We start from the raw sequence: 12,545 nt of genomic DNA, 5'->3' as shown, positions 1-12,545 counted from the left end.
CACCAGCCCCGCCCCCGTCACCAGGACCACGGTCCTCCCCACCACGTGACGCCTTTCCTGGACGCCCATGGCGAGGGCGAGCAGGCATCCGAGGGCCGTCACCACCGTGACGGCGGTCTGTGGTCCCGTCAGGAGCGTCACGAGCGGTACGGCCACGAGGGCGAAGCCGAAGCCGCTCAGGGCCTGGGCGAAGGCCGCCAGTGTCGCGATCAGCGCCACTCCGGCGACGAGCGTGGTCATCACTCTTCCTTCTGTCGGTCCCGGTTGTCGACCCTAGGCTCAGAGGCGGGTGGCGGCGGCCAGGGCGTTCGTCTCGTCGAGTGCCGCCCCGAACCCGGCCATGAGAGCGCCGTGCTCCATCGTGAGCACGAGCTGGTCGGCTCCGTTCTCGAGCGCGAACGTCTTCTCCGAGGCGGACCAGGCGGGCAGCACCCAGGGCTTGCCGGCGGCGCGGGCCGCGTCCGCCACGAGCCTGAGGTCGGCGAAGTCGCTCTCGGAGCGGGTGTAGGCGCCCCGCCCGCGGCGCATGGACAGGTCGCTGGGGCCGACGAGACGCCGTCGACCGTGGGGAGGGTCAGGATGTCGACGATCTGCTCTCGACATGGGGGACGACCACGGCGGTGGCGCCGAAGTCGAGAGCCTGCTGGATCGGCCCCCTCTCCGGCCCCAGCACCTTCGCCAGGACCTCGAGACCAAGCCCTCGGAGGAACAGGATGAAACGGTCCAGGTCGGCGAGGTCGAACACGCCGTGTTCGATGTCGAGGACCACGGCGCCGCAGCCCAGACCGGCGACGATCTCGGCCGTGGCGAAACCGGGACCTGACAACCAGGCGGCGTACCTTCTGTCCTGCGTCACGGGTCTCCTTCGGAGATTTGGTATACACTGTGTATACATAGGGTGAGGGGGTGGCATGGATCAGTCACTCGGCCAGAGCCGGGCGATCACAGCCGGCGAGCGTGCCTACCAGTGGACGCGGGAGGCGATCCTCAGCGGGCGGATCCCCGAGGGGACGTTCCTCGAAGAGAAGCTCGTCTGTGACGAGGCCGGGGTGTCACGGACTCCCGTCCGCGAGGCGTTCCATCGTCTGGCCGCGGAGAAGTTCATCGACCTGCTCCCCAGGAGAGGCGCCCAGGTGCGGCGCGTGACGGCCGGAGAGCTCTTCGAGACCTACGAGATGCGACTGCTGCTGGAGCTCCACGGCTTCCGGATCCTCTGCGGCAAGAACATCGACATCCCCGCCTGGCTGTCCGAGCACCTTGACCGGATGGAGGACCCGGAGCGGGTGGCGCGGGTACGCGCCGGTGACCGGGACGCCATCGCCGAACACGCGAAGATGGACTTCTTCTTCCACTTCTCCTTCGTCAAGGCGACCGGCAACAGCATCCTGATCGACCTCTACACGAGCCTCCAGCCGCGGCACCAGCGCATCGCGGTCAGCGCCGTGTCCCTGCGCCCCAAACGCCTCGAGGTCATCGCTCCCGAGCACCGCACCCTGCTGAAGGCGCTGACCGACCACGACTACGACACCGCCGAGCGCACCCTGCGGCATCACCTGCGTCCCGACGAGACGGTCGTCTCCCACCTGAGGTGACCGGCGCGGCTCCCGGGCCACCGGGGCCCTCACCCGGCCCTCACCCGGCCATCTCCCGCCAGAGCCTGCGGCGCTCGGCCTGCTCGACCGGATCGGGCACCGGCGCCGCCGCGATCAGCCTCCTGGTGTAGTCCGTCCGCGGATCGCGCAGCACGTCACGGGCGGGGCCGCTCTCCACCAGCCGCCCGTGCTGCAGTACGGCCACATCGTGGGAGAGCAGCTCGACCACGCCCAGGTCGTGGCTGATGAACAGGCAGGAGAAGCCGAGCCTGTCCTGCAGGTCCTGGAACAACCGCAGGACGGTGGCCTGGACCGAGACGTCGAGCGCCGACGTCGGCTCGTCGGCGATGAGCAGCTCCGGATCGAGCGCCAGCGCGCGGGCGATGCCGACGCGCTGCCGCTGACCGCCCGACAGCTCGTGCGGGAACCGGTCGGCCCAGCCCGTGGGCAGTTCGACCTGGTCGAGCAGGTCCAGCACCCGCTGCTGGACGGCACGGCGGTCCGCGTAGCGGTTCACGATCATGGGGGCCGCGATCGAGTCCCCGATCGACAGGCGCGGGTTCAGCGACGACCCCGGGTCCTGGAAGACCATCGAGTACTTCCTGCGCAGGCCGCGCAGCTCCTTGGGCTTGAGGCTCGTCACGTCCTGGCCGCAGATCTCGATGGAGCCGGCCGACGCCCGCACCAGGCCGACGATCGCCCGGCCGATCGTGGACTTGCCGGAGCCGGACTCGCCCACGAGGCCGAGGACCTTGCCCTTCTCGATGGTGACACTGACTCCGTGCACGGCCTTGAAGCCCTTACGGCCCAGCCGCCCCGGGTATTCGACCTCGAGATCGGCGACCCGGAGAGTCGTGCTCCCACCGGCGTCGCCCGCGTCCGCTTCCGGCTCCTCGCCCGGCTGCTGCCGCGGCACCGCGGAGAGCAGCTTCCTGGTGTACTCATGCCGCGGGTCGGAGAAGAGCCGGGTGACCGGCGCCTCCTCCACGACCTGCCCCTCTCGCATGACCACCACCCGGTCGGCGAGATCGGCGACCACCCCCATGTCGTGGGTGATGATGACGACCGCTGAGCCGAGGTCCTCCCGCAGGCGGCGCAGCAGTTCGAGAATCTCCGCCTGGACCGTGACGTCGAGCGCCGTGGTCGGCTCATCGGCGATGATCACCTCTGGCGAGCCGGAGACGGCCATGGCGATCATCGCGCGCTGACGCTGGCCACCGGAGAGCTGGTGCGGGTAGCTGTGCATGCGGCGCTCCGGCTCCGGGATCCCGACCTTCTTCAGCAACTCCAGCGTCCGCGCACGCGCCTCGGCCGCCGGTACGGGCTCGTGACACTGGATCGCCTCGACGATCTGCTCGCCGATGGTGTAGACGGGGTTGAGCGCCGTCATCGGCTCCTGGAAGATCATCGCGATCCGCCTGCCCCGGATGGCGCGCAGAGCCTCCTCGTCGAGTCCGAGCAGCTCGGTGCCGCCGAAACGGATGCTGCCGCGGCGACGCGCGTTCGGCCCCAGCAACCCGAGTACGGACATCGAGCTCACGGACTTGCCGGAGCCCGACTCCCCGACCAGCGCCACCACCTCGCCCTTGGCGACCGAGAAGCTGACGTCCTTCACGGCCGGCGTCCACTCGCCGGCGATCTGGAAGTCCACCGAGAGCCGCTCGACCGCGAGGATCGTGTCGGAAGGGGTCGTGCCGGTTTCCGTGCCGGTCGTCGTGCCGGTCGTCATGGCCTCTCCTCAGGTGCTCGTACAGGAAGGGAGCGGCAGCTACTTCACCGAGGTGTTGCGGTCGTACTCCTGGATGTACGCCGAGCAGAAGCCGATCACGCGCTCGATCCAGATCTCGCCGGTCTTCGCGCTGCCCAGGCTCACGTCGCCCGTGCATCCCGTGACGCTGACCTCGGAGAAGTCCCAGAAGACGGTCCCGCGGACGTCGTGGCCGGGAATCGCCGCCTCCGTGTAGCTCGTCGGGGTCCAGCCGTCGGCGGACTCCAGGCCGCCGGCCACGGCGAGGTCGCTCTGCACCTGCTCCGGGAACATCGCCAGCATCGCCGAGTGCTCGGGCTCCGCCCCGTGGCCGTACGCCTTGGCCGGGTCGTCGTACACGTCGCGCATGAGCGCGTAACCCAGCTGCCACGGATACAAGTGCCCGATCAGGACCCCGAAATCGCGCCGCGCGTCAAGGCCGGCGCCGGTGACCGGCCCGACGTTCCCGCCGTTGTTGTCGACGATGATGATGCGCCGGAATCCGGACTGGACCAGAGCCTCGATGATCTCGTACGTGACGTTGCGCAACGTGGCCTGGCTCAGCGACAGGTTGCCGTTGTAGCCGCGGAAGGTGCCGGAGTGCCCGTAGTTGAGGGCCGGCGCGACATAGCAGCCGTTCTCCTTCGCCAGCTTGTCCGCGACCCACTCGGCCACGATGGAGTCCTCGTGGATCGGCAGGTGCGGCCCGTGCTGTTCGACGGCTCCGATGGGCAGAAGGATGATCGGATCCTGCTCCGCCAACTCCTTGACCTGGGTCCAGGAAAGCTCGCCGAGCCTGTGCGTGGCGGGAAGGGCCATGGTGATGATGTTTCCTCTCTGGGAAGCGGTCAGGAGTTCTTGCCGCGGTGCCGGGGGTCGAGAAGGTCGCGCATGCCGTCGCCGAACACGTTGAGCGCGAGGACGACGAGAATGATGAGCACGGACGGGTAGATCAGCAGCGTCGGCTGCACCTCCAGGAAGTCGCGCCCCGCGCCGACCATCGTGCCCAGCGACGGCAGCGGCGGCTGCGCGCCGAGCCCGAGGAAGCTCAGGCCCGCCTCCATCTGGATGGCGAAGCTCACCGAGAGGCTGAGCTGGACGATGATCGGCGCGGACACGTTCGGCAGGATGGTCTTGGCGAGGATGTCGGCCGGTCTCGTCCCCATGATCTTCGAGGCCTCGACGTACTCCATGCTCCTGATCGACAGCACCTGGCTGTAGACGATGCGCGTGAACCTCGGGATGTAGAGCACGCCGATGACGAGCACGACGTTGACCAGCGCCGGGCCCAGGATCGCCACCACCGCGATCGCCAGCACGATTGGAGGGAAGCTGAGCAGCACGTCGATGCCGCGCATGATGATCGTCGACACCCACCGGCCGACGTAACCGGCCACCAGGCCCAGGGCGACCCCGATGACCCCCGCCACCAGGACCGCCGACACGGCCACGCCGAGTGAGGTACGCAGCCCGATGATCAGCCGGGACAGGACGTCACGGCCGAAGTCGTCGATGCCCAGCGTCCCGCCGGAGGTCAGCGGTTTGCCGACGATGTCGCGGTAGTCGTGGGGGGCGATGAGCGGCGCGAGCACCGCGACGACGACGATCAGCAGGAGGAAGGCCCCCGCGACGGACGTCCTGCGGTTGGCCAGCATGCGCTTGAAGAAGGGCTTCCTGCCGCCGTTCGCACGCGACGGCGTGTCAGGAAGGGCCTGCGCCACGGACTCCGGAGCGGTTGCCATGATCAGTTGTCCTCCGCCCGAGGATCGAGGACCCTGACAGCCAGGTCTCCGACCAGGTTGACCAGGATGACGATGGTCGCCGCGGCGAGAACGACGGCCTGGATGACGGGATAGTCGCGCTGCCCCACGGCGTTCATGAGCAGGGAGCTCATTCCCGGCCAGCCGAAGATGGTCTCGACCAGGACCGTGCTGCCGATGAGAGTCGTCAGCTCGACGGTCGTCATGGAGACCACCGGCAACATCGCGGTCCGCAGCGCGTGACGCCTGATGACCCGCTTCTCGGCGAGCCCCTTGGCCCGTGCCGTACGGACGTAGTCGGCGTTGAGCGTCTCGAGCATCGCCGCCCTGGTCATCCGGGTGATCACGGCGCATGAGGCCGCCGCCAGCGTGACCACCGGGAGGATGAGGATCTGCAGGTGCGCGACGGGATCCTCCCACGGCGAGGTGAACCGGCGGGGCGGCAGGATCGGGAAGAGGACCGCGAACACCAGCAGGAGCAGGGTCCCGACGACGAAGACGGGAAGGGAGATCCCGAAGATCGACCCGGCGACCAGCGCGTGGTCCGCCGGCTTGTCGGCGCGGGTGGCGGCGATGCGGCCGAGGACGATCCCGACCACCAGGGAGACCGCCAGGGCGAGCAGGACCAGTTCGAGGGAGTTGCCGATGCGGGAGGGGAGGTCCTGCATCACCGCACGCCCACTGATCATGGAGGTGCCGAGGTCGCCCTGGAAGAGTCGCGCCCAGAATCCGAGGAACTGCCCGAGGAAGGGCTCGTCGAGGTGCATCGCGGCCCGGGTCAGGGCCACCTGCTCCTCGGTGGCGGCGTCGCCCAGTGCGGCCCTGGCGGGGTCGCCGGGAATGAGCCGGGCGAGGAAGAACACGATGCTCCCGACGAGCAGCAGCTGGACGATCGCCTGGCCGAACCGTCTGACAAGGAAACGCCTCACGCTGTCTTCTCCATCCAGGTCCGGCGAAGAGCCGTGGCGGTCCACGCGCCTTTCGGCGGATGCTCGTAACCCCTGACGTGGGTGTAGTGAGCCTCGCCCTGCTCGCGGCGGATGGTGTAGGTCATCGGGACCAGCTCCAGCGCTCGTTTCTCGGCCTCGAGGTAGATCTCGTTCCGCAGGTTCGGGTCGGTCGTCCTTCGTCCCTGGGCGAGCAGGTCGTCGATCTTGTCGTCGCGGAAGTCCAGGTTCTCCGCGAAGGCGCCGGAGCTGCCGATGAAGTCGCTCAGCGACGCCGGATCGCCGAACTTCGGCGCCGTACCCCACGAGTGGACCGGGAACGTCTTGCCGGCCACGCTGGCCCGGAAGGTCAGCCACTCCTGCTGGGTGAGGTTGACGTTCATGCCGGCCGCGCGCAGGCCCGGCAGCATCGCCTGCGCCGGCCGGGCGATGACCGAGTAGGAGCTGGTGGTGACCACCGGCAGCGTCAGTCCCTCCTGGCCCGCCTGCTTGAGCAGGAACTTCGCCTGCTCGGGGTCGTACGGCATGGAGCCGTCGAGCCGGCTCGCGTAGGGGGCGAAGGTCTCGGGCATGAGAGCCCCGTCCATGGGCCGCCCGTTGCCGAGCAGCGCGGTGTCGAGGACCGACGGCCTGTTGATCGACAGGGCGATCGCCTTGCGGACCCGTACGTCGTCGAACGGCCGCTGCGTGGTGACGAACCCGACGAACCCGAAACCGAACGTCTTGTCGGACGCGAACCGCAGCCGGGGGTTGCGGGTGATGACCCCGACATGGGTCGCCGGGACATAGTCGATCATGTCGACGGTGGCGGTGCGGAGCGCCGTCACCCGCGCGTAGTCGTCGCCCATCGGCTGGAACACGATGCCGTTGAGGTAGGGCAGTTCGGGCTCGAAGTAGTCGTCGAACCGGACGAACGTGGTGCTGACACCGGGGATGCGCTCGACGAACCGGAACGGGCCGGTGCCCATCATCTGGGTCTTGGTGTTCGCGCCCGACTCGATCCACTTCCTGGACACGACGTTCGAAGTGGGCGCCGCGAGGGCGAACGGGAAGGCCACGTCGGGCTGCTCGAACCTGAAGGCCACGGTGGTGGCGTCGACGGCCTCGACGGAGTCGACCTGGTCGAGCAGCGGCCCCGACGTCGCCGCGGTCTCCTTGTCCATCATGCGGCGGAACGAGAAGACCACGTCCTCCGCCGTCAGGGTGGACCCGTCGTGGAACCGCACACCCGGGCGCAGCTTCACCTTGTACGTCAGCCTGTCGCTCCAGCCGAACTCGCTCGCGAGGTCGGCGATGATCTCGCCGGAGCCGTCGTACTGGACCAGGCCGTTGTACGCGAGTTGCCGCAGATAGTCCGACGCGCTACCCGTGGAGACGTGCGGGTCCAGGTTGGCCGGATCGGTGGACAGCCCGAAGTAGAGAGCTCCGCCACGGCTGGGACCGCCCGCATTGGGCCGGACGGCCTCCATGGACTCCGGCAGGGTCACCGGGTTGCCACAGGCCGCCAGAGTCGTGGTCCCCAACGCGGCGGCACTCCCCGCGAGAAAGCTTCGCCTGCTCATCATCGCCATGACATCTCCAGGTCGCCGGGCCTGACACTGAGCCGTCTTGGGTTGGATCCAGCGTGTATGGCGCATGTATACACGGCGTTCACATAAAGGGTCAACGGTTAACCGAAAACCGGCTCCCTTACCGGCCCGGAACACGCGAAGGCCCCCTGTGCCTCACGGCACAGGGGGCCTTGCGCGGCCACGGGCCAAGAACGGGGCCGGGCCCTCGCGGACCTCGGCTGTTTCGGCGCTCTAGACCGGGCAGGTCGAGCCGATCCGCTGCCAGGACGAGCACATGTGGCAGCACTGCCTCCTGTAATAGCCGGCCGGGGAGCACCTGTACTGCCACGTGCAGGGCGCCGCGGACGCCTTCACCTCGGGAAGTACCAGCGCCAGGGCCTTGTCGATGAGCACGCTCACGTCCTGCCTCCTTGTGCCATTTAGGTGCTACGGTCGCGGCGATTGTGGAACGGGGTGCTGGCGGGCGATTAGCGCGGCGATAGCGCGGCCCGTCAACGGGACGCTTCGTAGCGGGCGGCGATCGCGGTGGCGCGGTCGTGCAGCGTAGTGCGCAACCACTGCGGGGCCAGGGCCTCCGCGTACGCGCCGAGCTGCCACAACGCCCATTCGGCGTGTCGGCGGTCCTGGAAGGTCACCTCCAGCCGCAGCCGGCCGTCCTGGCCGGTCTCCTCGGTGAGGACGGCCAGCGCGGTGCCCACCAGGTCCTCCCGCCGCCGCGGGTCCACCCGTGCCAGCACGGTCACCTGGTCGCCGCCGGTACGGAAGCGCGTGCCGCGTTCCTGCCAGGCCCGGTCCAGATCGACCCGGTCCGGCCGCTGCGCCGGCTCGGCCAGCACCTCGGCGGCCAGGATCCGGGACAGCCGGTAGGTGCGGTCCTCGCCGGACCGCGTGGCCAGCAGGTAGCCCCGGTCGCGTACGGTGACCAGGCCGATCGGGTCCACCGTGCGCCATTTCGTGCTCTGGTTCACGGCCGCGTAGTGGATGCGCAGCTTGTGCCCGGCGAACACCGCGCGCAGCACCGCGGCCGTGACGGCGTCCGGCGTCTCCTCGGCGACCAGCCGGCGCGAGAGGAGGTCGGTCTCCGGGTCGATGAGCAGCCGCTCGGCCGCCCCGGCCGCGGTGTCGCGATAGCTCTCGGGCAGCGCGTCGACCACCTTGAGCATCGCCGAAGCGAGCGCCGAGCCGAGACCGAAGGCCTGCGCGCCGCGCCGCGACCCGGCGACCAGAAGGGCCAGGGCCTCGTCGTGGCTCAGGCCGGTGAGCTCGGTGCGGAAGCCCGGCAACAACGCGAAACCGCCGTGCCGGCCGCGTTCGGCGTAGACCGGGACGCCGGCCGCGGACAGCGCCTCGATGTCGCGCAGCACGGTGCGGGTGGACACCTCCAGCTCGCCGGCCAGCGTGGTCGCGGACAGCCGGCCGTGCCGGCGCAGCAGCAGGACCAGCTTGACCAACCGGTCGGCACGCATGCGACGAATCTACCGAAATATACGACAAAAGATGTCGTGATTCCCTGGGAGGCTGATCACCACGAAACCGGCGGCCACCGGGCCGACGACGTGAAAGGAACCGATATGGCAGTGGAGCGAACGGCCGTCAACCCGTGGGCGTGGTCGCTGGAGCTGGGGTACAACCAGGCAGAGCTCGTCTCCGGGCACACCCGGACCCTGTTCTGCGCCGGGCAGAGCGCGATGAGCGCCGAGGGCAAGCCCCGGCATACCGGTGACATGGCGGCGCAGCTGGCGCTGAGCCTCGACAACCTGCAGGCCGTGCTGGGCGAGGCCGGCATGTCCCTCGCGAACCTCGTCCGGCTCGACGTCTACACCACCGACGTCGATCGGCTCTTCGAGCACTACGGCGTGCTGACGTCGCGGCTGGGCGCCGCAGGGGTGGCGCCGCCCACCACGATGCTCGGGGTGACCCGGCTGGCGATCCCCGATCTGATGGTCGAGCTCGAAGGGACTGCCGTGGCCTGACGCGGCCTCCGGTCCGAACCCGTACAAGCCGCGTCGAGCGCGATCCGGAGGCGTGCCACCGCTCTTTGATCGCCCAGCGGCTGTCCGAGCGGCACCACGTCACGATCGAGCACCTGCGCCCGTCGCGACGCGCGATGGGAAGCGTGATCCCACATCCGCTCAGCCGCGCTGACGTTCCTCCTGCCGCCGGATCAGCTCTTCGACGGCGGTCGGCATGGTCGACTCGAAGTCGATCAGTTTCGCCCACGTCGGGGTCACGACGATCCGGACCATGCCGTCGTAGAGCGCATGCACCTGCTCCTCCCAGACGGTCCGTTGCTCGGGGGTCATCTGGTAGGAGCCGTTCATCTGGAGGTACTCCTCCGGGATGCCGTCGACGACGTCCAGTTCGGCCCGCCCACGGACGAGCAGCAGCTTGGGCGGGTGCACCTCGGTGTCGATCGTCAGGGCGACCTGCGGGTTGCGGCGCAGGGACGGGAGCTTCGGGGCGTTCTTCGCCGTGCACATGACGATCTGCGAGCCGTTCCAGGTGAACCCGATCGGTATGTTGCGCGGGGTGCCGTCCTTGGCGACGTAGGCCAGGCGGGTCAGGTCGCGGGCCAGCAGTTCCCGGCTGAGCGGGCGGTTCAGAACTTCGGTGACCTCGTACGGTTCCACGGTCGTGCCTTTCGTCGTCGTTCTCTCCGGGCCGGCGCGGGCCGTCGTGGCCGGCCGCGTACCCAGGACGGAGCCGGCGCCACGTTCTCGACATCACGGCCGCTGGCTCTTCTCGACGCGGCGGTTGTCAGGCGGCGGGCGCGTCTCGTCAGTGGTGGCGGCCTCGAACAGGTCGCGCGCTGCGAACCAGCGAAACGGCGGGTCGAAGACGATCAGGTCGAAAAGGCCGTCGACGTCGCTGAACACGTCACTGTGGCGGATCTCCACCCGGTCGGCCACGTTGTTGCGCCCGGCGGCGTCCCCGGCGGCGTCCCCGGCGGCGTCCCTGGCGGCCGGGACGGCCGCCGGGTTGACGCTTTCTTCCCAAGCCTTCGGTGAACAGGGCAGTACTCCGGGGAGCCTGGGCGCTGTCCGCCCGCCGGGCAGCGTTCTACTCCCCGCCGTCGCTGTCGTTCCCGTCGCCGTCGGAGCCGCCTGGCCAGCCCGTAGAAGGCCCCGTAGAAGGCCCCGTAGAAGGTTCGGCGTCTCCGCCGCTGTCAGGCCAGCCGTCCTCGACCGTGTACCGTGTCTCCTCCTCCACGACCAGGTCGCCGTGGCGCGTCGCGAACGCCCAGACCACACCCCCGTGGCCGGGGCGCAGCCGCGCCGGGCCACGTATGGGCGGGCCGTCGAACAGGTCGACCTGCACCGGCCCTGGCGGCAGCCGCTCCGCCTCGTCGGCTCGTGCGAACGCCAGCCGGATGTACCGCGCCCGCCCGTCCACCCGGGCGACGTCCGTTCGCACCGGATAGCCCGCCACCGTGCGGCCCTCGCGCAGAGCCACACCGGTGAGCCCCTGCACCACCTCCCCGCTCCCCGCGCGCCGCCATGCCCGCCGCATCCTGAGCCTGACGGAGGCCTCGCGCACCCCCGTGGTTCCCGTGACGGCGGCGAGCACCAGGGGGAAGACGACGAAGAGCACCGTGTCGGACGTGAGGGAGTCGACGCCCTGTCCCGCCGCCATGGACACGAAGTACACCAGTAGCCCGATGGCGACGGCCGCGATGCCGAGGGCGGAGGTGGGATCGGGCGCACCGCGCATGCCGGCACGGCGTGCCACCCGGAAGGCGCCGGCGTCGTCCCGCACGTCGTGGGCTCGTTCGTTTGTCATGCCGGGCCGTGGACAGGTCCGGCGGCGCAAGCACGTGTCGCACTGATCACGGAACGTTGGACGCCGGCGCGATTCGCTTTGTTCTCGGCCGCCCCCGATCGGGACACGTTGGACAGCCACCGAGCTCGCGTATATAACTAGATTCAATCTCTAGTAATCAACTCTAGATAAGGAGTCGCAATGGATCTGGAGCGCGCGGCATGGCTGCACTTCAGTCAGGGAAGGGACGACGACGCCGGGCAGGAGGCCGCCGTCAAGGAGATGATGCAGGCCTACTACGCGTCCGGCAGGCCGCCGTGGGACAACGGCGTGCCGGCTCCCGAGCTCGTCGACACGGTGGAGGGGCCGCAGGCGTTGCCGCCCGGGCGGGTGCTCGACCTCGGCTGCGGCACCGGCACCAACGCCGTCTACCTCGCCGGCCACGGCTGGGACGTGGTGGGCGTGGACCTGGTCGACCGGGCCGTCGAGCAGGCCAGGGCCAGGGCCGAGGCCGCCGGCCGGCGGGCGAGGCTGCTGTGCGGCGACGTGACCCGGCTGGACGAGCTCGACGTCGGCGACGGGTTCAGCCTGTTCTTCGACCTGAGCTGCTACTGCGGCATCCCCCGCCACCGCCGGGAAGCCTACGCCGCCGGCATCACCCGCCGTGCCCTGCCGGGCGCCCGGCTGCTGATGTTCGGGTACGGGCCTGAAGGCTTCGACGACGGCTGGAGCGGCGTCACCGCCGACGAGCTGCGTGCCCGTTTCACCGGCTGGGACCTCACCGACGTCACGCCCGGCACCAACGATGTGCCGACGTACTGGTTCACGCTGCACCGCCGCTGATCCGAGGTGGCGCGGCCCTACGAGACGGCGAAGGGGGCGGGGAGGTGGCCTTCCCAGAACCGGCGGGAGGCCTCTTCGGGGTAGGGCAGAGTCTTCGACTCGGCGTCCAGGACGCGGGTGAGCCGCGGGCCGGGCCGGTGGGCGGACCAGCCCGCGTCGCCGGTGGTGACGAAGCGGACCCATGCTTCCTGGAGTTCGCGGGAGAGGGCGACGGCCTCGGGGGTGGGCTCCTCGCCGATGAGCTGGGTGCCGACGGGGCTGTCCAGGGTGCCGAACGCCAGGGGGACGTCGAGGCTGTGGCAGGCGCCCAGGGTGCCGCCGAGGAC

At 69.7% G+C, this 12,545-nt stretch carries 15 protein-coding genes and 2 pseudogenes; 3 read left to right on the top strand and 14 right to left on the bottom strand.

The window, feature by feature from the left end:
- The 3 genes and pseudogenes from E1267_RS38450 to E1267_RS46930 all read right to left on the bottom strand — a co-directional run.
- Positions 1-240 (bottom strand): annotated as a pseudogene (locus tag E1267_RS38450) (sulfite exporter TauE/SafE family protein); the annotation flags it as partial.
- A gap of 39 nt (positions 241-279) precedes the next feature.
- Positions 280-528 carry a hypothetical protein gene (locus E1267_RS46935; protein WP_246064522.1) on the bottom strand — a complete coding sequence of 83 codons (249 nt, stop codon included), beginning with the start codon at positions 526-528 and terminating at the stop codon, positions 280-282.
- Between the two features lie 46 nt (positions 529-574).
- The gene (locus E1267_RS46930; protein WP_246064521.1) at positions 575-856 is read right to left on the bottom strand and encodes an aldolase/citrate lyase family protein; all 282 of its coding nucleotides are present in this window, start codon (positions 854-856) and stop codon (positions 575-577) included.
- Between the two features lie 55 nt (positions 857-911).
- On the opposite strand from E1267_RS46930, the gene E1267_RS38440 reads away from it, so the two are divergent.
- The gene (locus tag E1267_RS38440; RefSeq protein ID WP_132340357.1) at positions 912-1,592 is read left to right on the top strand and encodes a GntR family transcriptional regulator; all 681 of its coding nucleotides are present in this window, start codon (positions 912-914) and stop codon (positions 1,590-1,592) included.
- A gap of 40 nt (positions 1,593-1,632) precedes the next feature.
- Here E1267_RS38440 and E1267_RS38435 read toward each other — a convergent pair whose 3' ends face one another.
- From E1267_RS38435 to E1267_RS38410, 7 genes are all read right to left on the bottom strand, one after another.
- Positions 1,633-3,321, bottom strand: a complete 1,689-nt coding sequence (locus tag E1267_RS38435) for an ABC transporter ATP-binding protein (RefSeq protein ID WP_132340355.1) — start codon at positions 3,319-3,321, stop codon at positions 1,633-1,635.
- A 39-nt stretch (positions 3,322-3,360) separates the two neighbouring features.
- Positions 3,361-4,158, bottom strand: coding sequence for a creatininase family protein (locus E1267_RS38430; RefSeq protein WP_220449881.1), 798 nt, complete (start codon positions 4,156-4,158; stop codon positions 3,361-3,363).
- A 29-nt stretch (positions 4,159-4,187) separates the two neighbouring features.
- Positions 4,188-5,081 (bottom strand): ABC transporter permease, encoded by an 894-nt coding sequence (locus tag E1267_RS38425; RefSeq protein ID WP_132340353.1) that lies wholly within the window; start codon positions 5,079-5,081, stop codon positions 4,188-4,190.
- Positions 5,082-5,083: 2 nt separating this feature from the next.
- Positions 5,084-6,028 (bottom strand): ABC transporter permease, encoded by a 945-nt coding sequence (locus tag E1267_RS38420; protein ID WP_132340351.1) that lies wholly within the window; start codon positions 6,026-6,028, stop codon positions 5,084-5,086.
- On the bottom strand, positions 6,025-7,569 hold the full coding sequence (locus E1267_RS38415) for an ABC transporter substrate-binding protein (RefSeq protein ID WP_220449880.1): 1,545 nt from the start codon (positions 7,567-7,569) through the stop codon (positions 6,025-6,027). The genes E1267_RS38420 and E1267_RS38415 overlap by 4 nt, the downstream gene beginning before the upstream one ends.
- Before the next feature lie 279 nt (positions 7,570-7,848).
- Positions 7,849-8,016: a hypothetical protein gene (locus E1267_RS44990; protein WP_161714502.1), complete on the bottom strand. Its 168-nt coding sequence runs from the start codon at positions 8,014-8,016 to the stop codon at positions 7,849-7,851.
- A gap of 92 nt (positions 8,017-8,108) precedes the next feature.
- Positions 8,109-9,083, bottom strand: coding sequence for a helix-turn-helix transcriptional regulator (locus tag E1267_RS38410; RefSeq protein ID WP_132340347.1), 975 nt, complete (start codon positions 9,081-9,083; stop codon positions 8,109-8,111).
- A 111-nt stretch (positions 9,084-9,194) separates the two neighbouring features.
- Here E1267_RS38410 and E1267_RS38405 point away from each other — a divergent pair, with 111 nt between their 5' ends.
- On the top strand, positions 9,195-9,590 hold the full coding sequence (locus tag E1267_RS38405) for a RidA family protein (RefSeq protein ID WP_220449882.1): 396 nt from the start codon (positions 9,195-9,197) through the stop codon (positions 9,588-9,590).
- Positions 9,591-9,749: 159 nt separating this feature from the next.
- Here E1267_RS38405 and E1267_RS38395 read toward each other — a convergent pair whose 3' ends face one another.
- From E1267_RS38395 to E1267_RS44985, 3 genes are all read right to left on the bottom strand, one after another.
- Positions 9,750-10,247: a pyridoxamine 5'-phosphate oxidase family protein gene (locus E1267_RS38395; protein ID WP_132340343.1), complete on the bottom strand. Its 498-nt coding sequence runs from the start codon at positions 10,245-10,247 to the stop codon at positions 9,750-9,752.
- Between the two features lie 93 nt (positions 10,248-10,340).
- Positions 10,341-10,526: a class I SAM-dependent methyltransferase gene (locus E1267_RS38390; RefSeq protein ID WP_220449879.1), complete on the bottom strand. Its 186-nt coding sequence runs from the start codon at positions 10,524-10,526 to the stop codon at positions 10,341-10,343.
- 151 nt (positions 10,527-10,677) lie between these two features.
- Positions 10,678-11,397, bottom strand: a complete 720-nt coding sequence (locus E1267_RS44985; protein ID WP_165960031.1) for a hypothetical protein — start codon at positions 11,395-11,397, stop codon at positions 10,678-10,680.
- Between the two features lie 180 nt (positions 11,398-11,577).
- On the opposite strand from E1267_RS44985, the gene E1267_RS38385 reads away from it, so the two are divergent.
- Positions 11,578-12,219, top strand: coding sequence for a methyltransferase domain-containing protein (locus E1267_RS38385; protein WP_132340341.1), 642 nt, complete (start codon positions 11,578-11,580; stop codon positions 12,217-12,219).
- Positions 12,220-12,236: 17 nt separating this feature from the next.
- On the opposite strand, the pseudogene E1267_RS38380 reads toward E1267_RS38385, so the two are convergent.
- A pseudogene (locus E1267_RS38380) lies at positions 12,237-12,545 on the bottom strand (carboxylesterase family protein); the annotation flags it as partial.

The sequence above is a fragment of the Nonomuraea longispora genome, from assembly GCF_004348345.1.
In the GTDB taxonomy this organism is placed as follows: domain Bacteria; phylum Actinomycetota; class Actinomycetes; order Streptosporangiales; family Streptosporangiaceae; genus Nonomuraea; species Nonomuraea longispora.
Note: the sequence above shows the minus strand (reverse complement) of the source record. Positions and strands in the feature narration are given on the sequence as shown.

Coding starts and splice junctions, on each gene's coding strand:
- E1267_RS46935 (WP_246064522.1), bottom strand. CDS start 528: ATGCGCCGCGGGCGGGGCGCCTACACCCGCTCCGAGAGCGACTTCGCC.
- E1267_RS38430 (WP_220449881.1), bottom strand. CDS start 4,158: ATGGCCCTTCCCGCCACGCACAGGCTCGGCGAGCTTTCCTGGACCCAG.
- E1267_RS44985 (WP_165960031.1), bottom strand. CDS start 11,397: ATGACAAACGAACGAGCCCACGACGTGCGGGACGACGCCGGCGCCTTC.
- E1267_RS38435 (WP_132340355.1), bottom strand. CDS start 3,321: ATGACGACCGGCACGACGACCGGCACGGAAACCGGCACGACCCCTTCC.
- E1267_RS38425 (WP_132340353.1), bottom strand. CDS start 5,081: ATGGCAACCGCTCCGGAGTCCGTGGCGCAGGCCCTTCCTGACACGCCG.
- E1267_RS38440 (WP_132340357.1), top strand. CDS start 912: ATGGATCAGTCACTCGGCCAGAGCCGGGCGATCACAGCCGGCGAGCGT.
- E1267_RS38410 (WP_132340347.1), bottom strand. CDS start 9,083: ATGCGTGCCGACCGGTTGGTCAAGCTGGTCCTGCTGCTGCGCCGGCAC.
- E1267_RS38385 (WP_132340341.1), top strand. CDS start 11,578: ATGGATCTGGAGCGCGCGGCATGGCTGCACTTCAGTCAGGGAAGGGAC.